We start from the raw sequence: 26,281 nt of genomic DNA on the forward strand, positions 1-26,281 counted from the left end.
TATCTGATTTTAAAAGAATTATAACATGAATTAATTTATAGGTTTTTAGGCCTGTAGGCATTGATTAGATCTCATTTTTTCCAGAACTAATTCAAGATCATCTTCCAGGATATTTCCTGAACTGGTATGGCAGAATGGACATAAGTTTATACCTCCATTCGAATCTATATATAGGCCACGGTTATTAGTGCTAAGACAGGTATTTCTACGTTGGTAATATTCGTGGTAGCAAATGATAGGATATTCGAGGTATTCATCATTGAAATTATAGGTTTCAAAAACAGATTCCAGCAAATTGATTTGGGGGGCACTCAGGTTGATCTCGGAATTTTGATAATGTCCAACCTTTTTAGGTTCTATAAATTGAATAAACGAGACACCGAGGCTTTTACCTAATTCCATATAACTGGTCAAATTCTTTTTGGTAACGAATTCTTTAGTGGTACAAATAGATAAGGTTACCAGCAGGTCTTGATTTACAGCATTTTTCGCAGCTTCAATACTCCAGGAATAGGCATTTTTATTATTTCTGAAATGATTATGTTCAGTTTCTTCATGATGGTCCAGGCTAATGAATATTCCGGTAAGCCCGGCAGCCTTCAGTTTAGCGGCTTTTTCTTCAGTAAGCTGAAAGCCAGATGTGTTTAACCAGAGGTCAGTTTTGCTTCCTGCGAAATTTAGAAGCTCCAGGACTAGATCGAATTTTATTAGAGGTTCCCCACCGGTAAGATAGATTTGCGATACCCCTAAGTTTTGAAGTTTCTTGATGCTCTGTTTTAAATTTTCCTCCCGTAAAACCTCTTTCCTGTTTAGCCTGTTCCATTCGTAACAGTGCTCACATTTTAAAGGGCATTTATTGGTAATGGCCAGGAAAACATGGTTTAATTTGTTGGCAGGATATTTCAGCTTTTTATACCTGTTGAGTTCAGAAAGGATAAACTCCCTGAAATTAGCTGCATTTATGGCGGGCGCATAAAGGCTGGTAAAATACTTATTACCCACAGAGGCCATCTTTTTTATTTTGTAGTTACCCAGAAATGTTGCCCTTAGCTCGTAAAGATGGTTTAGAGCACCAAACCAATGTCTGGGATTAATGTAACTTTGAATGATCCAGGAGATTATCCTCAATTTCAATCTGAATAACTCCAGGTTTTTCCTTGATCCGGTAATAAGACATGGAGATTTTATTTCCTTCGTATCCCTCGAGTTTTCACCAGGAAAGACCTTGTTAGCCGCTACCGGAATTTTTGAATGATGATAGGCGCTATAATGCATAATCAACAGATTTTTCCGGTTCCCAGGACTTAAGCATATTTTCAAATTCTGTTTTTGAGAATTCGGTAAAATAACCAGGTCTCTTGAATTTTAATAATTCTGTAAAGTTTGGAATTCCTTCGTAGTCTCTAATATAATTATAATAGCCTTTGTTTTTGATGAAAAGGCTTCTCTGGTAAGCTTCCGGGATGGGAGGTGCTTCAAAGAAAATTTCAACATATTCTCCTGGAAATTTTTGAGTTAGGTATTCTCCGTCGTTTTTATCGATCAGCCGGCTTACTTCAACGCCGTTCTGGGTTACAGCTCTTGCCGGTTTTAAGACCTTGACTTCAGAAGTATTAGAAGATGAAAAACTTATTGCCGCCTGGTCAATTTCCCAGAACCTTAAACCAGTTTCAAGTTTTATTTCGATCTCGTTAGAGGGAACACCTTGTAGGTCAATATTTAAGCCGATATCCCGAAAAGCCATAGGACCCGTGGAGGAGATCTTTTCCTCCAGTACCCACTTGCCATTTCTTTTAACATATACATTTAAAGGGATATGCTGAGACTCCTGCCAATCCCTGGATTCAGACAGGCTAAAATCCTGCTGCTGTTTTTGGAAACTGTGGTAATAATCCCCAAATTTTTCATTGAACTTTCCAAAAATATAATCCAGCCACATAGCATTTTTTAGTCTGAGATGTAAGCTGATATTTTCGTTTTGTTCTTTTCTGGGGAAATGCAAGCTAAGCTCTCCCAAAAGTTCATTTGCGATCGATGGCTGATCAAATCCGAAATACTTTTCGTCATCTAGTGATACCAGGTCTGTAACCGGAATTCCGTTACTTAACGCCAATGCCGGGAAGATCATTTCTTCAAGTATTACCGGTCTGCCTTCCGGATCTATTAGAACCTGATGCTCTAATGGATGGTCTATATAAAGCATTTCTACCAGGTCTGTATGCTGGACCTCAAGAAGTTCGTTGCTGATCTTTATTTTATATTCACCATCCTTTAAACACATATTATCAAGTATCAGGTAATCCATATTCTGGGCATTCCTTATGATGTTCCCTGGGTAAAGCTCTCCGTTAAATACATAATTCTCGCCATCGTGTGCATAGATATAAGGGCAGGAACTTTTAGTAAGGGCAAAGATTATAAGGGCAAGAGCAAGAATTCCAATCGTGCTACCTACCACGTTGATGATGGTCCTGCCAACATTCTTGTCTACCACGGCAATGCGGTCTATCGCAGAAATAGGAATTGAGGTTTCTCCTAACTCAAGCTGCTGATCACTTTTTAAATAAATATGGATCTCGTTTAAAGGATCTGTCTTTCTGGTATTGTACCGGTAGGTCTTTTTGATCTTAATATCTGGACTTTTTTTATGAAGATGTCTTTCGCTAACCTCCAGCAATTCCCCGCTGAACATTTCATTTTCTGTATCCAGCTGGACGTTATCCAGATGATATTGTTCATTAGCCGTGTGCACCACCAAATACTTTTGTTCCTGGTTAAATCTTCTTATCTGCTCCTGTTTCTGAGCAGCATTTTCAGACTTTACTTCCTTTACCTTGAAATAGGAGCAGGAGAATATCAGGTTGAGCAGTGAAAAAGCAAAGACCAGGCAGGTTGCTCTCAACAGCGTCCTTCTTTTTCTAATAAGGCTAATGGGGCTTCCGATTATTCCTGATTCTTTCATTTTTCCCAATATTAAAATTCATTTTTAGCTCAGGAGAATTTTAATTCAAAAGGAAGACCTGGGTTTAATCAATAAGAAGGTAGGAAGTAAATGAAGGGCACAGCTTGTTCATATTCTCTATCAGAAAAAAATAGAGCCGATGTATTTAATAAGCTAATAAGTATTCCGGGTAAATTAGGGGAAAGATAATAGTCTATCTAAGATACTGAAAAACTCTAAAATTATCGCTCAGCCAGATTAGGAAATTATTTAAAAGCCCGTGAACCTGTTTGAAAGATTTTACTGATAATTAGGTAGTTGTAATTCCGTAATTTAAAACTGAAATCACTATTTGGTGCATAAAAAAATCCCCACATTTCTGTAGGGATTTTTTTGTAGCGAGACCGAGATTTGAACTCGGGACCTCCGGGTTATGAATCCGACGCTCTAACCAACTGAGCTACCTCGCCATAGGATTTTTGCAATCAGGAAATTCCGCTTGATGCCTTGCCATAAAAGGCCTGACGGCTTTTCTTTAATGCGGGTGCAAATATAAAAACAATTTGTTTTGACGCAAACTTTATTTTCTAAAATATTTATTTTGATTTCTTTTAATGTTACCAATTAATATCTATATTGCCCGAAACTAATTAATCAAGAATGGAAGAAAAGATCAAATACGAAATGGAGTTTCCTATTCAAGCTTCTCCTTCATTACTCTACCAATATATTTCAACACCCTCAGGTTTAAGCGAGTGGTATGCCGATAATGTGAATTCCCGAGGGGAATTTTTTACTTTTATATGGGAAGGGAGTGAGGAAAAGGCCAAGCTCGTAAGTAAGAAGAGCGATGAGCGCATCAAATTTAGATGGATCGACGATGAGGACACCTCCTATTTTTTTGAATTGCGTATTCAGGTAGACGATATTACCAAGGATGTTTCTTTAATGATCACAGATTTTGCTGAAGAAGATGAAATAGATGAAGGAAAAATGCTGTGGGAGAATATGATATCAGATCTTAAACAGATTTTAGGTTCTGCCTAAAAATCTCTTTATAAATAGTAACTTTGCCCCGTTTTTAAACGGGGTTTTTTTATGATCAATTTAGACGGAAATATAGTACAGGAAGAAAATGCCAGCCTATCGGTATTTAACAGGGGCTTCGCCTATGGAGATTCAGTATTTGAAACCATCAGGGTTATTAGCGGAAAGATCATGTTCTGGGAAGATCATTATTTCAGGTTAATGGCTTCCATGAGGATCATGAGAATGGAGATCCCTTCCAGCTTTTCACCAGAATTCCTGGAAGAAGAGATCAAAGAGATCATCGAAGCAAACGACCTGGCCACTTCTCCCGCGAGAATTCGTTTCGCGGTTTACCGGCTGCAGGGAGGATATTATACTCCCGCAACACGCGATATAGGTTATGTGATCAGTGCCGAAGCCATGGAAAACTCCTTCTATATCTTTAATGACGAGCCCTATGAAATCGAGCTTTTCAAAGATCATTATGTGAATAGCGGCTTGTTATCTACTATAAAATCTAATAACAGGGCGGTAAATGTACTCGGAAGCATCTATGCCCGGGAAAATGCCTATGACAATTGTCTTATTCTGAACGAAAAGAAGAGTGTAGTGGAGGCCCTTAACGGAAATATCTTCCTGGTTAAGGGAAAAACTATTAAAACACCACCAATTTCAGACGGGGTACTAAACGGCATTATAAGAAAACAACTCATCAATATCCTGAAAAAGACCGAAGATTACGAACTGGAAGAGGCATCCATTTCCCCATTCGAATTGCAGAAGTCAGATGAGTTATTCATTACGAATGTAGCTCAAGGTATCCAGCCTGTAAGCAAATACAGGAAAAAGGAATTTGAAAATAAAGTGGCGAAAGATCTCCTTAGTAAATTAAACGTAAAAGCCAGGCTTGGTTAATTATAGGTAGGATTCTCAGGCGAATTAGACCAGAGCATATATTCTCCGCCTAATTCCAGCATTTTGTCTTTCCAGAAAGAATTGTAAGGTTTTTCTAACAGGTCCCGGTTGTTCTCGTTTACGGTGACCACCCAGGAATGTGAATTGAGTTCCTCATCTAATTGATTCGCATCCCAGCCGGAATAACCAAGGAAGAACTTGATCTGGGTATCATCTATAAGCTCCTTTGAGATTAGCTCCATGACCACCTCGAAGTTTCCACCCCAGTAGATGCCATGCGCGATCTCGATGCTGTCCGGAATCAGGTCTGGAATCTTATGGATAAAATAAAGGTTATCCTGTTCTACCGGTCCACCATTATATACCTTGAAATCACCCTCGATTTCAGGGATCAGGTCTTTAAGGCTAAAGTCCAGGATTTTATTCAAGATAAATCCAACCGAGCCATTATCTGAATGGTCAGCCAGGAGAACCACGGAACGATTAAAAGAGACATCTCCAATTATGGATGGTTCTGCGACTAAAAGATGCCCTTTGGTTGGTTTTAACGCGATCATTGTAGCAGTCTTTTTATCTAAACTAATAATTCCTTAGAAATAATGCAATACAATGAACATAATTTTAAATAAAAAAGCCTTCCCGAAGGAAGGCTTTTAAAATTTACTAATGCAAATTATTAGTTCACAGCTTTTTGTAAATCAGCTCCGGCTTTAAATTTCACTACGTTCTTAGCAGCAATCTTAATGGTTTTTCCGGTTTGTGGGTTTCTTCCTTCACGAGCAGCTCTTTTAGATACAGACCAAGATCCGAATCCTACTAATGATACTCTATCACCTTTTTTAAGAGATTTTTCTACGTTCTCAAGGAAAGACTCTAATGCTTTTTTTGCTGCTGCTTTAGAAATTCCAGCGTTTTCAGCCATTGCGTCGATTAAATCTGTTTTGTTCATAATTTGAATTTTAAATTAATTGTTGGTTAAACATTCTGTTAAACTGGTATACAAATTTATACGGATTTCTTGTCCACGCAAGTAATGACAAGGGAAAAGCCCGTATTTGTTAATAACTTGGTGGTTTTGTTAATAAAGATAATTGTTTTTTTATAAAATGCAACCGATTCAGTGTTAATAAGGCTTTAGCGCATTTTTGCATCCGGAGCGAAATTAAATCCGTTTAAAAGAGCGTTGGACAGCATTTTTCTTTTTCCTGGAAGTTGTATTTCATTGATGAGGATATAACCATCTGGTGCCGCAACTTTGATCTGTTTTTCGGTGACCGTGACTGTACCATTGGGCCAGTGATGTTCCTGTTTTAATTTCCCTACATCATAGATCTTTACCGTCGATTCTTCTGAAGAGTTCTCCAGGTAGCACCATGCCGCCGGGTAGGGGTTTAGTCCTCTAATGTGATTGTATATCTGGTCTACCGGTAGGTTCCAGTCTATCTTGGTGTTCTCCCGGTTCAATTTTGGAGCTTCTTTAAGTTCAGAAGATTCCGGTTGGGCTTCGGTAATCACCTCCCCCTTGCCGATCTCATCCAGGGTTCTCACCACCAGTTTGGAGCCAAGGCTCATTAAGCGATCATGTAAAGACTCTACGTTTTCTGAAGGATCTATTTCGATCGGCTCCTGAAGGATCATAGCCCCGGTGTCGATCTTTTCATCCAGAAAGAAGGTAGAAACCCCGGTTTTATTTTCTCCGTTCATGATCGCCCAGTTTATGGGAGCGGCGCCGCGATATTGAGGCAGGAGGGAGGCATGCAGGTTAAAAGTTCCATATTCGGGATAATTCCAAACCGATTTTGGAAGCATTCTAAAAGCTACCACCACCTGTACATTGGGATCCAGCTCTGCCAGTTCCTTTTGGAATTCTTCAGATTTTAGATTGGTAGGTTGCAGCACTTTTAAACCTTTGGATTTAGCATAGCTTTTTACGGCGCTTTCCCTTAATTTTCTACCACGTCCCGCAGGTCTATCCGGGGCAGTGATAACTCCTACAACATTATATCCTGCTTCCAGGATCTCTTCCAGGCTTGCCACGGCAAAATCGGGAGTGCCCATAAAGACTATTCTAAGGTCTCTCATTTATTCAGTATTTTATATTTGTTATTTGGGGTGCGGTCAAGGATGTCCTTTTCGCAAAGCAAACTTAAAACTTTCAGGATCGCGGTTTCCGGGTAATCCAGGTGGGAAATGATCTCACGCGAATCTTTCGGTCCTTTTTTAAGTATTCGAACTATGCCCAGGTAGATCTCGTTCATATCGTCCCGGCTAAGTTCTTTGTTTTCTTTTTTGCAAACGGAACATTTTCCGCAGGCAGGAGGATTCTTTTCTCCAAAATATTTTAGCAGTTGCACCTGTTTGCATTCAGAATCGTTCTGGACGAAGTTAAGCACAGCTTCGATCTTTTCTCTTTTCGTTTTATTGTATTCCCTAATGAAGCCCGCCACGGCATTAATCGTAGAGTCGTCTTCCCTGGGTACTAAGAAGGTAATGCTGGCGTCATGTTTGGAAAGATGGAATTCGATGATCTCCTTCTCATGCAATTGCTCGAAGATCCTGATACATTCATGTTCTGGAAGCCTGCTTTTTTCAGCGACTGAAGTAATATTAAAACTGATAAGATTTTCAAAAACACCACCATAGTTCCTCAGGATGGTTCTTAAAAGATTGGCATACCTCGGGTTTTCGTCAAGGTAATTATCCAGGTGGCCTCCAGAAAGCAACACCTGTATCTCTGTCTTTTTCTGGTAATTCTGGGATAACCTAAGGATGCTGCACCTGTCCAGTAATCGTAAGGCATTATAGGCTTTGTGAGAATTAAAATGATAGTGATGGCAGAATTCGGAAAAATTAAAGTCATGTTCTGTATTCTCGCCTTCCCCATAAGCGATCCTGAAATATGCATTCAATTTTCGATACAGTAGTTTTATATCTTCTACGGAAGCAAGATTGTTGAGAAACTGATTCTTAAGCACCGGGACATCTGCCGCGTTGGTAAGAATTATGGCCCTGGACGGCCTTCCATCTCTGCCCGCCCTGCCGGCTTCCTGGAAATAGCTTTCCATGCTTTCTGGCAGGTCGATATGGATCACGGTCCTCACATCGGGCTTATCTATGCCCATTCCAAAAGCGGTGGTAGCCACCATTACACTGGTCTTATTGGTGAGCCAGTCCTCGAACCTTTTAGATTTATCCTCTTTTTTCATACCACCGTGGTAAGCAGCCGCAGTGATACCATTCTTATTAAGGAATTGTGAGATCTCCTGGGTAGCGTTCCTGCTCCTCACATATATTATGGCTGAATCGTCCTTGAGGAGTTGGGTCAACCTGAAATATTTATCCTCGGTCTTTACCACCTCGTATTGCAGATTCGTCCTTTCAAAGGATTTCTGGTGTATAGCCGGGTCCTCCATTTTCAGCTGTTCACAGATATCCTTAACCACCTCTTTGGTCGCAGTAGCGGTAAATGCTGCGATTGGTGTATCGGGCAGGATATCTCTTAAGCCGGAGATATTCCTGTAGGCGGGCCTGAAGTCGTGTCCCCATTGGGATATACAGTGGGCTTCGTCTATTGCGATAAGGTTAACGTTCATCTGTTTCAAACGTTCGCGAACGATTTCCTGCTGAAGCCTCTCCGGGGAGAGGTAAAGGAATTTATAGTTTCCAAAAATGCAGTTATCCAGATTCCGGTCCAGTTCAGCATAAGCGATTCCACCGGTAATGGCCATGGCCTTGATATTCTTTTGCTGCAGGCTGTTCACCTGGTCTTCCATCAAAGAGATAAGCGGGGAGACGACCACGCATATCCCCTCTTTGATCATGGCGGGAACCTGGAAACAAATAGACTTGCCTCCGCCGGTAGGAAATAGGGTCAAACTGTCCTTGCCTTCGAGTATAGAAGCTACGACCTCGAGTTGCTGTGGCCTGAATTCCCGGAAGCCCCAGTATTTTTCTAATATTTTTAAAGCCTCCTCCTGCAAATTACTTCTGGATCTTATTCAATATAAAATTGGTTCGGTCTTCCACGCTCAGTTTAGGAACTTCGATAGGATCGTAACCATACCTTCTATATGTAGAATAAAGATAAGACGAAATTTTTAAGGCTTCTTCAAATGTTTCGTATCGTTCGTTGTCGCTGGTGTAGATCTCCTTCCAGGGTGGGAGGATAAAGATAAGATCATAGCGATTCTCTTCACAGGTGCGATGGAATATTGGCGGATAAGCAGTATTGAAATAATCCATATAAGCGACCACATCTGGCAGCCCGCGGTCTATGAAAATATGGTCTGACTCATACTGGCTGGCTTCTTCAAATTGGTTTAGCCTTCCTTCCAGTAGTTTTTCACTGAAAAGCAGTGGCTTTTCCAGGAAAAGCTGGTCTATACCATCTTTTTTCGCTTCCAGGGTGACCTGCCGGGATATTTCGTGCAGGCATTTTTCGCCTTTGGCTTCCAGTTGATGGACTATGGATGATTTCCCGGTGCCCGGCCCACCGGTTATTACGATTTTTCTATTTTTCACCCCGCAAATTTCGGTAATTGAATTTGATTATAAAAATGCTATCATTCCTTGTATCTTTGCAGCTAAACGAAGGAGAAAAATTATGAGTGCAAATAAAAACCCCGAAGAATTTTACGCCAAACTTAAAAAGCAACTTCAGGATACCGCAATGTGGCCTTCTGAATATCTCTATAAATTCATTGTACCTACAAAGGGTGATAAAACCGACGAGGTGGAATCCATTTTTAACGATATGGGAGCTGTTATTGAGACCAAGCAATCCAAAAAAGGAACTTACACCAGTGTTTCCATTAACGTACGAATGAAAAATCCGGACGCGGTGATCGAAAAATACAAGGAAGTTGCAGAGAAAGTAGAAGGGGTGATATCTCTTTAATAGCCTTATAAAAGAATCTTTTTATTGTGGTTCTTTGGTAATATTTAGTATTTTGCAGGCAGGAGTGAACTTCAATAAATTACCTAATTAATTTTCAATTTTGACAAACGCATTAGAATATAACTCTGAAAGGAGTAAACTGATAATTCCCGAATACGGCAGACATCTTCAGAAAATGGTGGAACACGCCGTAGAAATTGAGGACGATGAAGAAAGAAATAAAGTGGCCAGGTCTATTATCGCGGTAATGGGCAATATGAATCCACATCTTCGTGACGTGCCCGATTTTCAGCATAAACTATGGGATCAGTTATTTATCATCAGCGATTTTAAACTCGACGTGGAATCTCCATTTCCTAAACCAACTCGAGAGATGTTAGCCGAAAGACCAGAGATGCTTCGCTACCCGGAAAATAATCCTAAATACAGGTTTTACGGGAATAACATCAAAAGGATGATAGATGCGGCGAAAGATTACGAAGAAGGTGATTTTAAAGAAGCTCTTGTGCTTACCATCGCCAACCATATGAAGAAATCTTACCTTAACTGGAACAGGGATTCTGTAGATGACGAGGTGATCTTCGAACATTTAAGGGACTTGAGTAACGGAAAGATCAATCTTAAGAATAGCGATGAAGATCTAAGCCAGGCCTCAGACCTTGTTAGAAGCGGTGGAGCTACCAAGAAGAAATACTCCAAGAACACAAAGAAATCTGGTCGTAAAGGCGGACGCAAACGCCACTAAAATTTAAGTCTTTTAATGGGAACATTTCAAATTGAAGGCGGTCATCGTTTGAGCGGGGAAATTCAGCCCCAGGGAGCAAAAAACGAGGCGCTGCAAATACTATGTGCGGTATTGTTAACCGATGAGACGGTGACAATCAATAACATACCTGATATTGTAGATGTAAATAAACTGATCAATCTTTTACGCAATCTCGGCGTAAAAATCCAAAAAACAGGGAAGGGGAGCTATACCTTCAAAAGCGATGAGCTTAATATGGCTTACCTGAACAGCGAACAGTTCAAGATAGACGGTGGAGGTCTTAGGGGTTCCATTATGATCGTTGGGCCGATGCTGGGAAGATTTGGAAAAGGATATATTCCTAAACCAGGAGGAGATAAAATTGGAAGGCGCAGGCTGGATACCCATTTTGAAGGTTTCATGAAGCTTGGTGCCGACTTTAGATATAATAAGGAAGAGCGATTCTATGGAGTGGAGGCTCCTAATGGTCTTAAAGGTGACTTTATGCTTCTGGAAGAGGCTTCGGTTACCGGTACCGCCAATATCGTGATGGCAGCAGTGCTGGCTAAAGGCACCACTACTATCTATAATGCCGCCTGTGAACCTTACCTTCAGCAGTTATGCAAAATGCTGAATTCGATGGGAGCTAAGATCAGCGGGGTAGGTTCTAACCTGCTTACCATAGAGGGAGTGGAGAAATTAGGAGGCTGCGAACACACGGTGCTTCCAGATATGATCGAAATCGGCTCATGGATTGGCCTTGCCGCCATGACCAAAAGCGATATAACCATTAAGAACGTAAACTGGGGAATGCTGGGAATTATCCCAACTACCTTCAGGAAACTTGGTATTACCGTAGAGAAGCAGGGAGATGATATTCATATCCCGGCACATACAGACGGATACGAAGTGCAAAATTTTATTGATGGTTCCATCATGAATATTAGCGATGCTCCATGGCCAGGTTTCACACCAGACCTTTTGAGTATCATTCTTGTTACCGCCACCCAGGCCAGGGGAAGCGTGCTGATTCATCAGAAAATGTTCGAGAGCCGTCTTTTCTTTACCGATAAACTTATAGATATGGGGGCAAAGATCATTCTTTGCGATCCACACCGGGCCACGGTAATAGGTCATGACTTCCAGTCTCAGCTAAAGGCAACCACGATGACCTCTCCAGATATCAGGGCAGGAATTTCCCTGCTTATCGCGGCACTTTCAGCCAAAGGAACTTCTACTATTCATAATATCGAACAAATAGATCGAGGTTATGAAAATATCGTGGAAAGACTTCAGGGAATTGGAGCTAAGATCACCAGGCTGGATTAAATTCGAATAAAATTTAGATCAAAGCATAAAAAAAGCTGTTCGAGAGAACAGCTTTTTTATTTTATGTTTTCAGGATTAAACCTCTTCTGTTTTCGCCTGTTTCTTGCTTTCCTTATAATGGAAAAGATTCTTATCCTTGATCATCTTGGTGGTCTTTTCAGGCAGCATTTCTTCCCAGCCTTCTTTCCCCTCATTGATCATCTTAAGTACCTCTCGGGAGTAGATATCCATGATGTCTGGATTGTAATTGGTGATATCCTCAACTCTTCCGTTGTACTTGAAGAACTTATAAAGTTCTTTCATACGCGGATGAACCTTAAGGTTTTCACTGGTAGTGATCTCTCCGGTTTCAGGATCCTTAAGTGGGTAAAGATATACTTTAAGGTCCTTAAAGAACAGTTTACCAAAAGCCTCCAGGATGCCTCCGCTAAGGTGACGATAATATTTTTCATCGAATACATCAACCAGGTTCTGTACCCCCATGGTAAGACCCATACGTTGTTTAGAGTATCGACTGAAATATTCTACCACGCGATAGTACTCCTGGAAGTTCGAGATCATTACCGTTTGGCCTAATGAACACAGCAGTTCCGCTCTGTCCATAAAGTCCCTTTCATCGATCTCACCTTCAGCCCTAAGGTTAGAAAGGGTGATCTCAAAAATGATCTCGGTATTTTCCCTGTTTACCTTGCTTTCGCTGAAGAAAAGTTCTTTCGATCTTTCGTACATATCCATATTCACCTTGGTAACTGGTCTAAAGCTACCTCTAAGGGCTAGAATGTTTTTCTTGTAAAGGATCTTGGCTGGCAGTACGTTATTACCATCAGGCCCGAACATTACAGCCTCGGTCATTCCGTTCTTCACCAGTTGAAGACTCATCAGTCGGTTATCCACTTTTTCGAACCTTGGCCCGGAGAAGTTGATAGTATCGATCTCTATCTGGTCTTTGTCTATGTGATCGTATAGATATCTGAGTAATTTTTTCGGGTTGTCATACTTATAATATGCGCCATAGATCAGGTTAACTCCCAGTATCCCCAGCGTGTTCTGCTGGTGACGTGCGTCGTTCTCGTGAAAACGAACATGCAACAGGATCTCGTTGTAGTCCTCCCCAGGTTCAACCTGGTAACGTATTCCTACCCATCCGTGGCCCTTATATTTCTTGGCGAAATCTATGGTCGCTACGGTATTGGCGTAAGTAAAGAATAATTTATTAGGATGTTTTTCCCTGGAAATTCTTTCTTCGATGAGCTTGGTCTCGTGACCCAGCATTTTTTTAAGGCGCGCTTCAGTAACATATCTCCGGTCATTTTCAACTCCATAGATCGCGTCACTAAAGTCTTTATCGTAGGCACTCATCGCCTTGGCAATAGTACCTGAAGCGCCTCCGGCCCGGAAAAAATTCCTTACGGTTTCCTGGCCAGCACCAATCTCTGAAAATGTCCCGTAGATATTTTCATTCAAATTGATGCGAAGGGCTTTACTATTAATCGAAGGAACGTTTTCAAATTCCTTGTCGCCCATTATAGTAATTGGCATAATTTCTCTTTTAAGTAAACAACTTCTTTGTGTACTTCAAAAGTACTAAAAGCGGTAGGCATACAAAAAAATATATTTACTTTTGTGTCAAAAATAACAGCTTTTGGAGGTTACATTTTTAGGAACAGGAACATCACAGGGAATACCGATTATAGGAAGTGAGCATCCGGTGTGTCTTAGCAAGGACCCAAAGGATAAACGTTTACGTGTCTCTGTACTTGTTTCCTGGAACAATTACAATATTTTGATAGACTGCGGCCCCGATTTCAGGCAGCAGATGCTGGCGAATAATGTGAAGAAACTGGATGCCATCTTTTACACCCATGAGCATAACGACCACACTGCCGGGCTTGACGATATAAGACCTTTCTTTTTCAGGCAGGGCGATATTCCCGTTTTTGCACACCAAAGGGTTCTAAAAGCCTTGCAAAAGCGTTTCGATTATATTTTCACTACAGAGAACAAATATCCCGGTGCACCAGGGGTCAAGGAAAATGTGATCGAGAACAAACCCTTCAGTTTTCACGGGCTTACCGTAACCCCGGTAGAATTCTGGCATAACAGGTTGCAGGTCTTCGGCTTCAGGATGGAAGATTTTGCTTATCTAACAGATATCAAGACGATAGAAGAAGAAGAAGTTGAAAAATTGAGCGACCTAAAGGTGCTTGTTGTCAGCGCCCTGAGGATACAGCCTCATCATTCTCATTTTAACCTGGAAGAGGCGCTGGATTTCATTCAGAAGTTAAAACCTGAAACTGCCTATCTAACCCATATAAGCCATATGCTGGGATTTCATGAAGAAATAGAGCAGGAGTTGCCGCCAAATGTGCATTTGGCGTATGATAACCTTAAAATTACCGTATAGTATGGGAAATAAGATCCTGATGTACCTGTTCATTTTTACGCTCTTGTTCGCAATCTTTATTTATGTGAACGATAAGAGGATACTGGACTCTAAACAGGAAAAGATCGAAAGCCTGGAAACCCAATTGTTGGATGCCGAAGGAGAGGTTTCTAAAGCCAACCAGGAGGTTCCTGCCGAAGATTATTTTAACCTGGAGAACAATGAAGATGCGATCACTTATTTTGAAAATAAAGGCATAGATACCAAAGACCTTGTTCTAAAGATAGAAGATGCCATCATTAGCCGTAACAAGGCCGGAGAAGATAATCCCCTGGTACCATTAGACGGGATGGAAGGCGATATGCGCATCAACAAAATAAAGGTACTTAACCATAAATGGATCATTGCCGATTTTACCGACGGTACTTACTGGGGTGAGGTATTTCTGAGCTACGAGGTCGCAGAAAATGGAGAGATCACTTTCTATCCTGAAAAATCTTTTCTTTACCCGGCTTCCTAGATCCTTTTCTTCAGCCAGTCTTTTAGTTCAAAGAAGTTCTGTGGTGCCACGCCATGGCCAACAGGGAATTCAGAATAGCTGTTCTTAACTCCTAATTCGTCCAGGAACGGTTTGGTTTGCCTGGCCCATGATACCGGGATCACCTGGTCCACGCTTCCGTGAGAACAATAGAAATCAAGTCTCGAAAAATCGTTGTTTTCATAGCCTTCCTTTATAATTCCCTTATTTACATATCCGCTTAAAGCAACCACATTTTTGATCATCTTAGGGTAGGAAAGAGCCACGGCATAACTTAATATGCTACCCTGGCTAAAGCCGAGTAGGCTAATATTTTCCGGATCTACGGGATATTTTTTTATTACCTCTTCTATGAATTCCTTAATGGTCTCACGAGAAGAGATGGCCTGCAGGTCATCGCTGAATTTTCCGTCGTTATTGTCCCAGTGAATCGCATACCAGGCATTTCCGTAAGGTTGCATGGAATAGGGTGCTTTTACCGAAATTATAAAAAGCTCATCGGGAAGTTCACCTGCAAAGGAGAAAAGGTCATTCTCGTCACTACCATAACCGTGAAGCATGATAAGAACCGGTGATTTTGCAGATTTAACTTTGGGTTCTCTTATTATATGTTGAAGTGAAAAATCTTGTGTCATTATGAAATTGTACTAAACCATTTTTGAAATAGAGGTCCTAAGATCGGAACTTCTCTTTCTTCTCCTTTTATCGCCATTAGGAGTCCGTAGCCCCACAATACGATGAAAAATAAATAAAATGCCGCGATTATAAATCCCTGGTCAAAAAGTCCCATCAAGGCACCAATTAGATAGAAAGTTATATGAATGCCAAAAGCCTGCCGTATGTGGAAACTGGCAAAACGATCTTTTGGCTCAAGATTCATGAAATACGCGATGATAGTCCCTATGATAGTAATATAGGCGACGATGGCGGTGATTTTGCCCTGTCCTGAATTTTCCATGTTTTTATCGTTTTATTGGCTAATATGCCCTTTCTGAGTGATCACTCCAAAGGCTTTGCCCTGTAATTGCTTTCCTAAGAATATGCTGTTTTTGGAAGATGAAAGTATATCTTTTTCAGAAAAAGTGAACTTCTCTCCAGGGATAAAAAGACTTAGATCTGCCGGCGAACCTTCCTTTATTTCGTATTCTTCAATCTTGAAACGATCTTTTCCGCGGGTAAGAATTTCAACTACTTCTTCGGTTTCAAAAACAGTGCTTAAGGCGGCAAACGCGCTTTCAAGGCCAATGCTGCCATAAAGAGCGTTATCGAATTCTACTTTCTTGTGTTCAACATCAATTGGGTTATGGTCGCTGGTCACCATATCTATGGTACCTTCTTTTAATCCTTTTATTAGTGCCTTGCTGTCCTTCTTTGTTCTAAGCGGGGGTAAAACCTTGGTGTTGGCATCGAAAGATGCTAGCTCCTCGTCTGTCAACAAAAGGTTATGTATGGCAACACTACAACTCACATCCAGGCCTTTCTTTTTGGCTTCTTTAATGAGTTTAACCGATTTTTCGGTAGAGATAGTAGGAATATGTAGTTTCCCGCCGGTATATTCAAGCAGGTAGAGATCCCTGGTAACCTGCAATTCTTCCGCAAGGTTAGGAATGCCTTTTAAACCCAGTAAAGTACTGTTCTCGTGTTCGTTCACCATTCCGTTACCGGCTATCCTGTTCTCCTGCGGAAAACTTTGAATAAGCGCGTCAAAATTCTGGGCGTATTGAAGGGCGATCTTCAGCAGGTTCGGATTTTTCTGAGGAAGCTTGTAATCTCCGAAACTAACTGCTCCGGCCTGCTGCATGTCCAGCAGTTCAGCAAGGTCCACACCTTCGCTTTTCATGGTAAGTGATCCTATAGGAAACAGGCTTACGGGATGAGTGTTGGCCCTGGCCTTAACCGCGGCGATACTTCCACTGTGGTCCAGCACAGGATTGGTGTATGGGTTGAGGGCCACCGATGTGAAGCCCGATTTACCGGCCGTATCCAGCCCGTTGGCGATGGTCTCCCTGTCTTCGAAACCCGGTTCCCCAAAACTAACGCTACTGTCGAACCAGCCCCTGGAAACATGAAGGTTAGGCGCTTCTATCTCCTTATCGGCCTTTTCTTTCAGATCCTTTCCAATCTTCCTGATGGCCCCGTTTTCAATAAAAATGTCCTGTTTTTTCTGGTGATAGGCAGATGATTCATCAAGGATAGTTACCGATTTTAAAAGTAGCTTCATTTAAAGAATTTTATAAGTAGCATTTCGATTGCCAGGAATACTAAGGCAAAAATAACAAACCATTTCCAAAGTGTAGTTATTTGACTGGATGCATTTGATTCTGAAAAATATTCCTCAACAGAGTTATATATTCTTGCATTTTGAACCTCCTCTAATTCGCTGAAATTGAGGTCACTTTCCTTACGACCATAATTAAAACTGATATTAGCTATCTGCTCGTTATCGTTCTTGACCTGGTAATTCCCTGCCTCCAGGGCCAGGTTCCCGGTGTTTATTTCTACCCGGTTGCTAAAATTCTGTTGCTGTGGGATTAGGTCCAGCTCATCTTTAACCATATGCAGCACCTGGTCTTTCCCCAGTTTTACGGGAATATCTATATCGCTTTCCTGGCTGGTCTCGTAATACAGCTTATTCTTTTTTAAGGATCTTAATCCTATCTGGTAAAGAACGGGAACGATAAGGGGAGAATTCTTGAAGTTGGAATTGTCCTGGTTAAGGGCAGCCGTAAATAGGTAAACCGAATTGTTTTCTGCCAGAAAAGGCCGGTTATCCTGGAATCGTAAAATTGAATTAGGAGAACTTAGATTGTACGAACTCAAAACTTTGGGATATTCAAAATTATCGATCCGGTCTTCAAAAACATTTTCCAGCAGGGGATGGTCAAAAGAAATACTGGTAATAAGCCGTTCATTTTCTGTCTTTTCTGAAAATGCCGTGAAACCAAAACTGTTTATCAGCCTGTTATAATCTGAAGCTTCAACAGGTGGAATAATGACCAGCGAAGCTCCATTCTTGTTGGCATTTAGTAGATTGTTGGCGAGCGAGGCAGGAAGTTGTGTCACCTCATTCAATATAACCAGGTTAGCCGAGTTCAGCTGATTGAAATCTATCTGGTTTGCCTGGAAAGTATAGGTGTTGAATTCTGGCTCGGTATAGATCCTGTTTAAGAAATCTGCCTCTGTTTTTGAAATGATGACCACGTTTATCGCCGGGCTTTCCTCGATATTGAAATAAAGCAGGTTATCATATTTTAATCCGGAGTCCTCGATCTCTATTCGTCCATTCTGTATACTTTCGTTCTGTAGCCTGAATTCTACCTCTGCCGATCTTTCCTCAGAAAATTGAACCGAATTTCTTCCCAAGAGATTTTCCCCATCAAATATGGAGATGCTTACTGGTCTTTCTCTTAGCTCAGTTGTACTGGTCAACACTTTAAGATTTACCGATTCTGGATTCGAATTGTCTATGAAAACAGTATCCAGGCTTACATTATTTATACTTTCAGGAGTTCGTTTAACCAGGTGGTAGGTAATCCCTGAGGAGTCGATCTTAGCAGGAAAATCCATAGTAGTCTGGAAATCTGAAACGATCACCAGGTCTTTACTAGCCGCCGGAAATCTTTTGAAATAGCTCTCGGCCTTTAGCTTTATCTCCCGGAAGTTCGCCTGCTTTTCAGAAAACTGAATATTTTGCAGCTCATTTCTTAGCTCTGTACTGGACCTATCATAATATTCAGAATTATTGGTGATAAGACCGAATTGATTATCATTATTAAGGTTCTCCAGTAATGGGTTCAGGGACTTTTGAAAAGCAGAGGTCTGGCCATCCCTGGCCTGCATGCTAAATGAATTATCCAGGTAAATAAGACTTTTAGATTCACCAAGCGCAGTTTCACTAGCCGGGATAAACGGCTGGGCAAAGGCAAGTATAAGGCAGCTTAGCAGGAGCAACCTTGTTAACAGGATAAGAAACTTTTTTAAGCGCGAGCTTTTCCTGGTTTCCTGGATTACCTTTTTCAGGAATTTGACGTTGGTAAAATCTTCTTTCTGGAATTTTCTAAGACGGAATAAATGGACTATCAACGGAATAATGAGCAGGAACAGGGCGTAAAGTAACTCCGGGTGTTGAAAGTGCATATTCAGCAGTAAGGTTTTTCAAATATAGACAATGAAACTTATTTTGCGCCTACGAGCGCTTTATCGAAAATTTAAAATTACTTCCCTGGCCAACTTCAGATTCCAGGGAAATGTTGCCGCCCATAGACTCGATAAGTTTTTTCACCGTGGCCAGCCCAATCCCGCTGCCCAAACTTCCTTCACGGTCTGTAGTATCCAGCGTGGTAAAAAGATCGAAAATATCCTGAAATTTGTCTTTAGGGATACCTTTTCCGTTATCCCTTATTTCAAAGAAATAATATTCAGAGTTCTTATCAAAGCCAATGTCCACTTTCCTAAGCTCCTTGTCGTTATATTTAAGGGCGTTGCTAATCAGGTTCATAAAAACCTGGGTGAGGGCTGCCTTGTTCACATTATGGAGCATGATATCATCTGGATAGGTGATCCTGATATCATCTGAAACCTGGTAAAGGTCTACGATCCCCTTTAAAAGCTTTCGAAGATCCACATCTGTGTAATCCTTCTCCATCACGTGGTCGCTTTTATAAAAGCTAAGAATACCGTCTATATAATTTCTCAGGGAATAGGAGGATTCTACAAGGAATTCCAGATACTGCTCGGTATCGGCATCAAACTTACCCTTGTTCTCATCCTTAAGTAATTCGCTTAAGGAAATGATATTTGCCAGTGGAGACTTAAGATCATGAGATACGAGACTGGCGAATTTTTCAAGTTCCCTGTATTTTTCTTTTAATTTTTTCTGAACCTCGATAAGTTTCAGGCGTTGCTTTCTATATTCAAAAAGGTTCATGGTCTGCCGGGATAAGGCTTTAAGTGCCTGCTCTTCCATTTTGCTAAGTTCCTTTTCTTCCAGGTCGAAAATGCAAAGCACAGCTATGGCATGGCCCTGAGGATTGTAGAGCGGCACCCCGGCATAAAAGGAATACTCTCTATCGTAAAGTCCCTCAGCTGCCTTAAAAGCTTCTGCATCCTTACTTTTTTTCAATACGTAGATAGAGGATTCGTTGTGTATGGCACGATCGCAAAAAGAGTGTTCCCGGTCTATCTCGTAGATATCGGCTCCATAAACAGATTTGTTCCAGATCCTGTCATTATCAACGATGCTGATCTTCGCTACCGGAACCTTGCAGATATAGGCAGCCAGGAACGTAAGATCATCATAATCTTCGTCTGGTCCAGAGTTTATAATTTTATATTCTTTCAACGCGGTTTGCCTAAGCTTTTCGTTGAATGGAACTAACTTTTCCTGCATTATTCCGATAAAAGTTTGATTTAAAGTTATTTAAAAATAATCAACTTTTAACTAAAATAATATTATTCCACAGGTTTGTAACGCTTAATACTAAATTCGAACAGGGTTCCCTGGTTCTCTGAAGAGGTTAATTTGATATTTCCGCCCAGACTTTCCACGATCTTCTTTACCGTAGAAAGACCTATTCCGTGGCCTTTATGTCCTCGCCTGTCTTTGGTCGCTACGGTGGTGAAAAGATCGAAAATACCATCCTGTTTTTCTGTAGGTATACCAATCCCGTTATCGCTAATACTAAAGTTGAAGTAATCGCGATTCTCGGTACAGTCTATCTCTATAACGATCTTCTCGTTATCATTATATTTAAGACTGTTGCTAATAAGGTTCATGAAGATCTGGCCCAGTGCGGCACTGTTCCCGTTTATTTTAAGGTTATTGTCTGGCAGGTTGATCTCGCAGTTCTCAGCGATCTGGAGCAGGTCTATGATATCCTCTAACAGGTCGTTCAGGAAGAATTCTTCATTTTCCTTCGCCTGGGCTCCGTTACTGGAATAATAATCCAGCAGCCCGTTGATATAATCGCTCAGGGTAAGACCCGAATGTTTCAGGTATTCTAAATAATCGATTCCCTCTTTCCCCAGTTTCCTGGAAAACTTGGCTTTCAGGATGTCTGCCGTGATTATCATATTCGCAAGCGGCATTTTTAGGTCATGGGAAACGGTGCTCGCAAACTCCTTAAGAACGCGATTGTTTTCGTCCAGCTGCAACTTCATATTTTCCAGCAGGTTATTCTTCCTGCGGGATTCAAAGAGGATCTCTACCTGCTTGGCCAGGGCCTGCAATGCTATTTTCTGATCCTGGTCGAGCTTATGTTCTTCAGAATCAAAAACACAGAGAGTACCCATAGGAAGTCCGTTATGGTCCAATAAGGGGACCCCAGCATAGAACTTAATGCCATTTTCAGCAACCACCAAAGGATTATCCATGAATCTTTCATCTTTCGCCGTATCCTGGATCTCGAGCAGGGTCTCAGGTTCGAGAATGGTGTGACCGCAGAAAGAATCTTTCCTGGACGAACCATTGATCTCGGTTCCTAATTTAGATTTAAACCAGTTATTTTCAGCATCAATGATGTTGATAGCCGCGATAGGGGTCTTGCAAATATAACTGGCGAGCTTGGTAATCGAATCATAAGCCTCTTCAGGATGTGAGTCGATTATATCCAACTGTTTCAGGGATTCCAGTCGCTCGAATTCGTTTAGGGGCACTGCCGGACTAATCATCTTGGAAGGGGAAATTTTTGCTGAATAAAGAACGCAAAAAATTTAATGACTCGCAATAGCTAGAACCGGTCTTTTTCGAAGACTCCGAGACCAAAAAGAGCGAAGTCATATTTCACCGGGTCTGCCGCATCCATTTTTCTCAAATTCTTATCTAATTCTGCCAAAGCAGGAGCGTCGTTCATTTTTCTTTTAAGAAGGCCAAGTTTCCTGGCAACATTGCCTGAATGCACGTCCAGCGGGCAGGAAAGTTGTGCAGGAGAAAGCCTGTTCCAGATTCCAAAATCAACTCCAGACCGGTCATTTCTCACCATCCATCTTAGGAACATATTGATGCGTTTTGCCGCTGATTTTTTAAGTGGATCGCTTACATGTTTTTCCGTACGTTTTTGATGGGGAAGCTGAAAGAATATGGACTTAAATTCGTGGATTGCTGGTTGCAGGCTATTATTGGTGGCATGCCTGGTAAAAATCTCTTCCATACCTTGATGATTGGTATAGATATTTTTAAGGGCCTTGATGAAATAGCTAAAGTCTTCGGCATTAAAGGTTCTGTGTACAAAGCCTTGAAGCCTTTCCAGGTCGCTTTCCTCATGCTGCATCACGAACTCATAAGGGCTCATATCCATGAGCTCCATCATTTTTTTCGAATTATTTAGGATACTTTTGCGGTTACCCCAAGCTATGGTCGCGGTAAGAAAACCCGAGATCTCTATATCTTCCCTTTTATCGAACAAATGCGGTATTTGTACAGGATCGGATTCTATAAACCGGGGAGTATTATATTGTATCACCTTCTCGTCTAAAAATTCTTTTAGCTCGTTGGATTTCATAAATGAATTTCTGCTTTTGGTAGTGCAAAGATAAAATTTCCTATCGGCGAGTCAGGTCGATTTTAGATCAACTATTTCTATACAACGATCATTAATAAAGCCTGTGCTGTTAAGATGATTAGTATTACTCAGCCTCAAGAACCGACTTCTCATTCTTCACGATCTCCCCATCAACCATGGTGAGTTTCCTATCGGCCATATTGGCGAGTTCTTCATTATGAGTTACGATAACAAAGGTCTGGTCGAACTCATCCCTTAATTTAAAAAAGAGCTTATGTAGGTTTTCAGCAGATTCGCTGTCAAGGTTTCCGGAAGGTTCATCGGCAAATATCACGGCCGGGTTATTAATCAGGCTTCTCGCCACAGCGATCCTTTGCTGCTCTCCACCGCTGAGTTCTCCCGGTTTGTGGGAGGCACGGTTCTCCAGGCCAAGGAATTTCAGCAATTCCATTGCTCTTTTTTCGGCCTCCTTTCTGGGGGTCTTATGAATAAAAGCAGGGATGCAAATATTTTCCAGCGCGGTAAATTCCGGCAGCAACTGGTGAAACTGGAAGATAAAGCCTATGTGCTTGTTCCGGAACTTCGATAATTCCCTCGATTTTAGGCCATAAATATTTGTGCCGTTGATCTCCAGGGTAGATTGTTTCTTTTTCGCAGGTCTGTCTAATGTTCCCAGGATCTGCAATAAGGTAGTCTTCCCGGCTCCCGAAGCACCCACAATAGACACGATCTCACTTTTTTGGATATGAAGGTCTACCGACTTAAGCACGTGCAGGTCACCGTAGTATTTATGAATGTTCTTAGCAATTATCATCTGGCAAAAATAAGAGTTTCGAAAATAGCCAAATTAGACAGATTCCCCAACTTTAGCTGCTGAATAAGTTTTTAACGTTATTATAATCAACAAAATATACTATTCTCAGGCTAAGGTTATGTCTGGCCGGCCTGGCAAACAGATTATTCAGGCTTTCTGAAAACCCGAGGTAACTAAGATCGTCTTCATTAAAAATGGAATTTCGATAGAGCAGTACAGCTTCGCTTCCTGGCGCAAATTGCCACCTGTAGCTAAGGTCGAGGTTCCAGATATTGAAATTGGCATCGGGATTATTATCCTCGGTAACTTCGTAATCCGTAGGAATTAAATCGCCTTCATCTCCCAGGATAGAGAATTGATCCCTGGCAAACCTGGCCGTGGACCAGAAATTCCTGAAACTTATATTTATCCCCTGCCTGTTATTGAAATTATAGGTTCCATTTAAGGAATTTTCCAGGCTTTTCTGATCCCTGTTCCCGATCAAAACCTGTCTATCCTTCTGGCTGACATAGCTAGGCCGGTTAGTTTGGTTAGCATACCTGAATTCATAGATCATATTAAAACGATCACTGAACCTGAATCTTGGTTTTACGGTAAGATTGAGGTCGTTCATGCTGGAGTTAAAATATTCTTCAAATCTAAACCTAACATCGTAAGCAAACTGCTTGCGGTAGTCTGAAGAAACAAAGAAGCTCATATCTGTAAAATCACTGTAGGTGATATAGGTATTTTCAGCTCGTGGTTCGAAAAAATCCAGAAACTCTGAGTTATATCCCAGGTTTCCGCCAAAAGCGAACCTTTTCCTGGTCATGGCGAAGAAATCTGCTCCAATACCATTATTTACAGTGATATCCGGCTTATATCTCCTTAAATGCTGACCGTACAGGTTGAATTGATATGTATTGTAATTCCCCTTGGGTTCAAAGATCTGATAAGACAATCCTCCGGAAAAATTGTTGTAATTATTTGTGAAATTTACCCCAAGGTCATTAATGTCGTAAGTAGAATTAGCAAAATTATGGGTAAGTCTATACCTGAAATTCCCCTTCGTTCTTTCTACGGAAAAGCTTGAAGCAAAGCCGGTCTTATTCTGGCCGGGAAGGTTTACATTGCTCATTTTAGCCTCTCCCGCGAAATTAAAGGAATTCGATCTGTTATAAACATCAAAAAGAAAACCTGAAACATTCCCGTCCCTGAAATGGCCATCCCGGGTAACATTCGTATTAATTAAGGTTATAGAAGAATTCTTATTAAACCTCTGGTCCAGTACCAGGATGTTGTAATTGGCCAAAGGCTCGGTAATGCTGCGGCGCGTATTACCGCTTATGGTATCACGGTAGACCACTTCTTCCTTATCTGTGATCGCGTTAAAGAAACCAATTCCTAGTCCGCGATCTGTTCGGCCGGAGATCTTTAAGGCGTTCAGGAGATCGGTCCTATCCGGGTTTTCCAGGATCTCTTCATTTTCCAAAGCCTGGTCCTGAGCGGAATTGAAGCCTATTGGGCTACTGCCGACCCTTCGGGAATAAAAAAGGTTCCCTTTATTGAAAAGTTCGGTTCCTTCAGTAAAAAATGCCCGGTTCTCCCCGAACACCTGTTCAAAAGGCCCAAGGTTAAGCTCCACCTCGTCGTAAGCCGTCTGACCAAAATCTGGAACCAGGGTCATGTCAAGAGTAAAAGATTCATTGATCCCGTATTTCAGGTCCAGCCCGGCATTAAAATTAAAGTCTGTTTGTCCATCAAAACGATCTACCGCCGCCGAGGTATAGGGATAAAGACTTAACCTCACCGGAGGATCTATATTTTCCACACCTTCTAACAAGCCCGTATACTGCCCGGGTTCTCCAATAGATTTATCAATATAGTTCCAAACATAAGTAGAGTTTAGATGAGTGATCTCTCTGGCAAATTGTATACCCCAGGACTGGACAGGTTTATCAGGAAACCTGAGAGCAGAGTAGGGGATTTTCATTTCCACATACCAGCCATTTTCATCATGCTGAACTCCAGATTCCCAAACGACATTATAGCCATAATCTTCATTGTTGCCGGTCATTCTTGCATCGGCCTGGGTACCGGCAGAAGTCACGATAAACCTCGTCTGGTTTTCGCCGTCATCATAAGTGTTTATGTCTAGCAGGAAGAATTCAGATTGATTGATGTTATCCCTCTGGGTGAGCTGTTTCATGATCCTTTCAGGGGATTCTTCAAGCATCCTGGCGGCCACGTAGATCGCCTCATCATCGTATAACAATTTTACGCTGGTCTCATGCGAGGCAGAAATAGGGTCACCATCTCCAGGTTCTACCATAACAAAACCTTTCGCTGTTTCTGCAGCATCCCAGGCAGCATCGGTAAGCCAGCCATCGATCTTAGGCTGTTCTTCTATTCTTTTGGTGTGGTAAATCTTCCGGTCCTGTTGAGCCTGAAGCGTAGTGGAAAGTATGTTTAAAATGAAAAATATTGAAAGGAGTAGGTAATTTCGGGGCATTGATTTACAGAAAAATAATTTTTAAGGCCTTCAAATGTATTATTGTTATTGGTTTTAGGCAATTTATTTCCATAAAATCAAGTTAAACAGACTAGGTTTTGTTTATTAAAAAATTAAATTAGCTAAACAAAACTAGTAAATCATTACATGGAAGAAAGAAAATTGAAAAAGGCCACTTTAGCAGGTGGATGTTTCTGGTGCACTGAGGCTGTTTTTCAAAGGCTGAATGGAGTAGAAAAAGTAGTATCCGGGTTTACGGGGGGGAACATAAAAAATCCTGCCTACCGGGAGATCATCACCGGTCGTACCGGTCATGCCGAAGCCATAGAAATCGAGTACGATCCTGAAGTTATTAAATTCGAAGAATTATTACTCGTATTTTTCGCAACCCACGACCCAACCACCCTTAACCGGCAACAGAACGATGTTGGGACTCAGTATAGAAGTGGAATATTTTATCACGATGAGGAGCAGAAGAAAGTCGCGAACCAAGTGATCGCTCTCTTGGAAAAGGAGAACGCATTTGAGGATCCGATAGTTACAGAGGTTACAGAAGCTTCGGCTTTTTATGTAGCCGAAGAGGAACACCAGGATTTTTATAATCAGCACCGGCAGCAACCTTATTGCCAGTATATAATCGACCCTAAGATCAATAAACTTAAAAAGCTGTTCGCTGAAAAACTGAAACAAAAACATTAAG

The 26,281-nt window shown here is 41.3% G+C and carries 25 protein-coding genes and 1 tRNA gene; 8 read left to right on the forward strand and 18 right to left on the reverse strand.

Annotated elements, in window-relative coordinates:
- Nucleotides 1-45 precede the first annotated feature (45 nt).
- From FLP08_RS08720 to FLP08_RS08730, 3 genes are all read right to left on the reverse strand, one after another.
- Nucleotides 46-1,275: a radical SAM/SPASM domain-containing protein gene (locus tag FLP08_RS08720; RefSeq protein ID WP_156276013.1), complete on the reverse strand. Its 1,230-nt coding sequence runs from the start codon at nt 1,273-1,275 to the stop codon at nt 46-48.
- Nucleotides 1,265-2,962: a hypothetical protein gene (locus FLP08_RS08725; RefSeq protein WP_156276015.1), complete on the reverse strand. Its 1,698-nt coding sequence runs from the start codon at nt 2,960-2,962 to the stop codon at nt 1,265-1,267. The genes FLP08_RS08720 and FLP08_RS08725 overlap by 11 nt, the downstream gene beginning before the upstream one ends.
- A 375-nt stretch (nt 2,963-3,337) precedes the next feature.
- Nucleotides 3,338-3,411, reverse strand: a tRNA-Met gene (locus tag FLP08_RS08730).
- A gap of 190 nt (nt 3,412-3,601) precedes the next feature.
- On the opposite strand from FLP08_RS08730, the gene FLP08_RS08735 reads away from it, so the two are divergent.
- Nucleotides 3,602-3,988, forward strand: a complete 387-nt coding sequence (locus FLP08_RS08735; RefSeq protein WP_156276017.1) for an START-like domain-containing protein — start codon at nt 3,602-3,604, stop codon at nt 3,986-3,988.
- Between the two features lie 51 nt (nt 3,989-4,039).
- Nucleotides 4,040-4,885, forward strand: a complete 846-nt coding sequence (locus FLP08_RS08740; RefSeq protein WP_156276019.1) for an aminotransferase class IV — start codon at nt 4,040-4,042, stop codon at nt 4,883-4,885.
- On the opposite strand, the gene FLP08_RS08745 is transcribed toward FLP08_RS08740, so the two are convergent.
- The 5 genes from FLP08_RS08745 to FLP08_RS08765 all read right to left on the reverse strand — a co-directional run bounded on the left by FLP08_RS08745 (nt 4,882) and on the right by FLP08_RS08765 (nt 9,406).
- Entirely contained in the window at nt 4,882-5,442 is a 561-nt protein-coding gene (locus FLP08_RS08745) for a YqgE/AlgH family protein (RefSeq protein ID WP_156276021.1), read from the reverse strand. The two genes, FLP08_RS08740 and FLP08_RS08745, sit on opposite strands and share 4 nt — an antisense overlap.
- Before the next feature lie 119 nt (nt 5,443-5,561).
- Nucleotides 5,562-5,834, reverse strand: a complete 273-nt coding sequence (locus tag FLP08_RS08750) for an HU family DNA-binding protein (protein ID WP_006990442.1) — start codon at nt 5,832-5,834, stop codon at nt 5,562-5,564.
- Nucleotides 5,835-6,019: 185 nt separating this feature from the next.
- Nucleotides 6,020-6,967: a methionyl-tRNA formyltransferase gene (fmt, locus tag FLP08_RS08755; protein WP_156276023.1), complete on the reverse strand. Its 948-nt coding sequence runs from the start codon at nt 6,965-6,967 to the stop codon at nt 6,020-6,022.
- Nucleotides 6,964-8,865 carry a RecQ family ATP-dependent DNA helicase gene (locus FLP08_RS08760; RefSeq protein ID WP_156276025.1) on the reverse strand — a complete coding sequence of 634 codons (1,902 nt, stop codon included), beginning with the start codon at nt 8,863-8,865 and terminating at the stop codon, nt 6,964-6,966. The genes fmt and FLP08_RS08760 overlap by 4 nt, the downstream gene beginning before the upstream one ends.
- A gap of 1 nt (nt 8,866) precedes the next feature.
- Nucleotides 8,867-9,406, reverse strand: a complete 540-nt coding sequence (locus tag FLP08_RS08765) for an AAA family ATPase (protein WP_162431003.1) — start codon at nt 9,404-9,406, stop codon at nt 8,867-8,869.
- Between the two features lie 82 nt (nt 9,407-9,488).
- On the opposite strand from FLP08_RS08765, the gene FLP08_RS08770 reads away from it, so the two are divergent.
- The 3 genes from FLP08_RS08770 to murA all read left to right on the forward strand — a co-directional run bounded on the left by FLP08_RS08770 (nt 9,489) and on the right by murA (nt 11,856).
- Nucleotides 9,489-9,782: a DUF493 family protein gene (locus FLP08_RS08770; protein WP_156276027.1), complete on the forward strand. Its 294-nt coding sequence runs from the start codon at nt 9,489-9,491 to the stop codon at nt 9,780-9,782.
- Between the two features lie 100 nt (nt 9,783-9,882).
- Nucleotides 9,883-10,527, forward strand: a complete 645-nt coding sequence (locus FLP08_RS08775) for a DUF4290 domain-containing protein (protein WP_156276029.1) — start codon at nt 9,883-9,885, stop codon at nt 10,525-10,527.
- A 15-nt stretch (nt 10,528-10,542) separates the two neighbouring features.
- Complete coding sequence (gene murA / locus FLP08_RS08780; RefSeq protein ID WP_156276031.1) at nt 10,543-11,856, forward strand: UDP-N-acetylglucosamine 1-carboxyvinyltransferase; 1,314 nt, start codon at nt 10,543-10,545, stop codon at nt 11,854-11,856.
- A gap of 75 nt (nt 11,857-11,931) precedes the next feature.
- Here murA and FLP08_RS08785 read toward each other — a convergent pair whose 3' ends face one another.
- A complete protein-coding gene (locus FLP08_RS08785; RefSeq protein ID WP_156276033.1) occupies nt 11,932-13,395 on the reverse strand; it encodes a TonB-dependent receptor in 1,464 nt (487 codons plus the stop codon).
- A 103-nt stretch (nt 13,396-13,498) separates the two neighbouring features.
- Between FLP08_RS08785 and FLP08_RS08790 the strand changes: the two genes are divergently transcribed.
- Nucleotides 13,499-14,260 (forward strand): MBL fold metallo-hydrolase, encoded by a 762-nt coding sequence (locus FLP08_RS08790; protein WP_156276035.1) that lies wholly within the window; start codon nt 13,499-13,501, stop codon nt 14,258-14,260.
- A gap of 1 nt (nt 14,261) precedes the next feature.
- Entirely contained in the window at nt 14,262-14,759 is a 498-nt protein-coding gene (locus FLP08_RS08795) for a hypothetical protein (RefSeq protein WP_156276037.1), read from the forward strand.
- On the opposite strand, the gene FLP08_RS08800 is transcribed toward FLP08_RS08795, so the two are convergent.
- The 9 genes from FLP08_RS08800 to FLP08_RS08840 all read right to left on the reverse strand — a co-directional run bounded on the left by FLP08_RS08800 (nt 14,756) and on the right by FLP08_RS08840 (nt 25,581).
- Nucleotides 14,756-15,415 carry an alpha/beta hydrolase gene (locus tag FLP08_RS08800; protein ID WP_425549997.1) on the reverse strand — a complete coding sequence of 220 codons (660 nt, stop codon included), beginning with the start codon at nt 15,413-15,415 and terminating at the stop codon, nt 14,756-14,758. The genes FLP08_RS08795 and FLP08_RS08800 overlap by 4 nt on opposite strands.
- Nucleotides 15,412-15,735 (reverse strand): magnetosome magnetite crystal formation protein family, encoded by a 324-nt coding sequence (locus FLP08_RS08805; protein ID WP_156276041.1) that lies wholly within the window; start codon nt 15,733-15,735, stop codon nt 15,412-15,414. The genes FLP08_RS08800 and FLP08_RS08805 overlap by 4 nt, the downstream gene beginning before the upstream one ends.
- Before the next feature lie 12 nt (nt 15,736-15,747).
- Nucleotides 15,748-16,998 (reverse strand): dihydroorotase, encoded by a 1,251-nt coding sequence (locus FLP08_RS08810; protein WP_156276043.1) that lies wholly within the window; start codon nt 16,996-16,998, stop codon nt 15,748-15,750.
- Complete coding sequence (locus FLP08_RS08815) at nt 16,995-18,914, reverse strand: BatA domain-containing protein (RefSeq protein ID WP_156276045.1); 1,920 nt, start codon at nt 18,912-18,914, stop codon at nt 16,995-16,997. The genes FLP08_RS08810 and FLP08_RS08815 overlap by 4 nt, the downstream gene beginning before the upstream one ends.
- A 49-nt stretch (nt 18,915-18,963) precedes the next feature.
- On the reverse strand, nt 18,964-20,166 hold the full coding sequence (locus FLP08_RS08820; protein WP_156276047.1) for a sensor histidine kinase: 1,203 nt from the start codon (nt 20,164-20,166) through the stop codon (nt 18,964-18,966).
- Nucleotides 20,167-20,228: 62 nt separating this feature from the next.
- A complete protein-coding gene (locus tag FLP08_RS08825) occupies nt 20,229-21,446 on the reverse strand; it encodes a sensor histidine kinase (protein ID WP_156276049.1) in 1,218 nt (405 codons plus the stop codon).
- A 59-nt stretch (nt 21,447-21,505) separates the two neighbouring features.
- On the reverse strand, nt 21,506-22,276 hold the full coding sequence (locus tag FLP08_RS08830) for a TIGR02757 family protein (RefSeq protein ID WP_156276051.1): 771 nt from the start codon (nt 22,274-22,276) through the stop codon (nt 21,506-21,508).
- Nucleotides 22,277-22,400: 124 nt separating this feature from the next.
- Nucleotides 22,401-23,090 carry an ABC transporter ATP-binding protein gene (locus FLP08_RS08835; RefSeq protein WP_156276053.1) on the reverse strand — a complete coding sequence of 230 codons (690 nt, stop codon included), beginning with the start codon at nt 23,088-23,090 and terminating at the stop codon, nt 22,401-22,403.
- A gap of 52 nt (nt 23,091-23,142) precedes the next feature.
- A complete protein-coding gene (locus FLP08_RS08840; protein WP_156276055.1) occupies nt 23,143-25,581 on the reverse strand; it encodes a DUF5916 domain-containing protein in 2,439 nt (812 codons plus the stop codon).
- Nucleotides 25,582-25,728: 147 nt separating this feature from the next.
- Here FLP08_RS08840 and msrA point away from each other — a divergent pair, with 147 nt between their 5' ends.
- On the forward strand, nt 25,729-26,280 hold the full coding sequence (gene msrA, locus FLP08_RS08845; RefSeq protein WP_156276057.1) for a peptide-methionine (S)-S-oxide reductase MsrA: 552 nt from the start codon (nt 25,729-25,731) through the stop codon (nt 26,278-26,280).
- Nucleotide 26,281: the final 1 nt, after the last annotated feature.

This window comes from Christiangramia aestuarii (genome assembly GCF_009735585.1).
Lineage (GTDB): Bacteria > Bacteroidota > Bacteroidia > Flavobacteriales > Flavobacteriaceae > Christiangramia > Christiangramia aestuarii.

Coding starts and splice junctions, on each gene's coding strand:
- FLP08_RS08810 (WP_156276043.1), bottom strand. CDS start 16,998: ATGAAGCTACTTTTAAAATCGGTAACTATCCTTGATGAATCATCTGCC.
- FLP08_RS08815 (WP_156276045.1), bottom strand. CDS start 18,914: ATGCACTTTCAACACCCGGAGTTACTTTACGCCCTGTTCCTGCTCATT.
- FLP08_RS08735 (WP_156276017.1), top strand. CDS start 3,602: ATGGAAGAAAAGATCAAATACGAAATGGAGTTTCCTATTCAAGCTTCT.
- murA (WP_156276031.1), top strand. CDS start 10,543: ATGGGAACATTTCAAATTGAAGGCGGTCATCGTTTGAGCGGGGAAATT.
- msrA (WP_156276057.1), top strand. CDS start 25,729: ATGGAAGAAAGAAAATTGAAAAAGGCCACTTTAGCAGGTGGATGTTTC.
- FLP08_RS08785 (WP_156276033.1), bottom strand. CDS start 13,395: ATGCCAATTACTATAATGGGCGACAAGGAATTTGAAAACGTTCCTTCG.
- FLP08_RS08795 (WP_156276037.1), top strand. CDS start 14,262: ATGGGAAATAAGATCCTGATGTACCTGTTCATTTTTACGCTCTTGTTC.
- FLP08_RS08740 (WP_156276019.1), top strand. CDS start 4,040: ATGATCAATTTAGACGGAAATATAGTACAGGAAGAAAATGCCAGCCTA.
- FLP08_RS08720 (WP_156276013.1), bottom strand. CDS start 1,275: ATGCATTATAGCGCCTATCATCATTCAAAAATTCCGGTAGCGGCTAAC.
- FLP08_RS08770 (WP_156276027.1), top strand. CDS start 9,489: ATGAGTGCAAATAAAAACCCCGAAGAATTTTACGCCAAACTTAAAAAG.
- FLP08_RS08830 (WP_156276051.1), bottom strand. CDS start 22,276: ATGAAATCCAACGAGCTAAAAGAATTTTTAGACGAGAAGGTGATACAA.
- FLP08_RS08745 (WP_156276021.1), bottom strand. CDS start 5,442: ATGATCGCGTTAAAACCAACCAAAGGGCATCTTTTAGTCGCAGAACCA.
- FLP08_RS08835 (WP_156276053.1), bottom strand. CDS start 23,090: ATGATAATTGCTAAGAACATTCATAAATACTACGGTGACCTGCACGTG.
- FLP08_RS08840 (WP_156276055.1), bottom strand. CDS start 25,581: ATGCCCCGAAATTACCTACTCCTTTCAATATTTTTCATTTTAAACATA.
- FLP08_RS08725 (WP_156276015.1), bottom strand. CDS start 2,962: ATGAAAGAATCAGGAATAATCGGAAGCCCCATTAGCCTTATTAGAAAA.
- FLP08_RS08750 (WP_006990442.1), bottom strand. CDS start 5,834: ATGAACAAAACAGATTTAATCGACGCAATGGCTGAAAACGCTGGAATT.
- fmt (WP_156276023.1), bottom strand. CDS start 6,967: ATGAGAGACCTTAGAATAGTCTTTATGGGCACTCCCGATTTTGCCGTG.
- FLP08_RS08820 (WP_156276047.1), bottom strand. CDS start 20,166: ATGCAGGAAAAGTTAGTTCCATTCAACGAAAAGCTTAGGCAAACCGCG.
- FLP08_RS08825 (WP_156276049.1), bottom strand. CDS start 21,446: ATGATTAGTCCGGCAGTGCCCCTAAACGAATTCGAGCGACTGGAATCC.
- FLP08_RS08805 (WP_156276041.1), bottom strand. CDS start 15,735: ATGGAAAATTCAGGACAGGGCAAAATCACCGCCATCGTCGCCTATATT.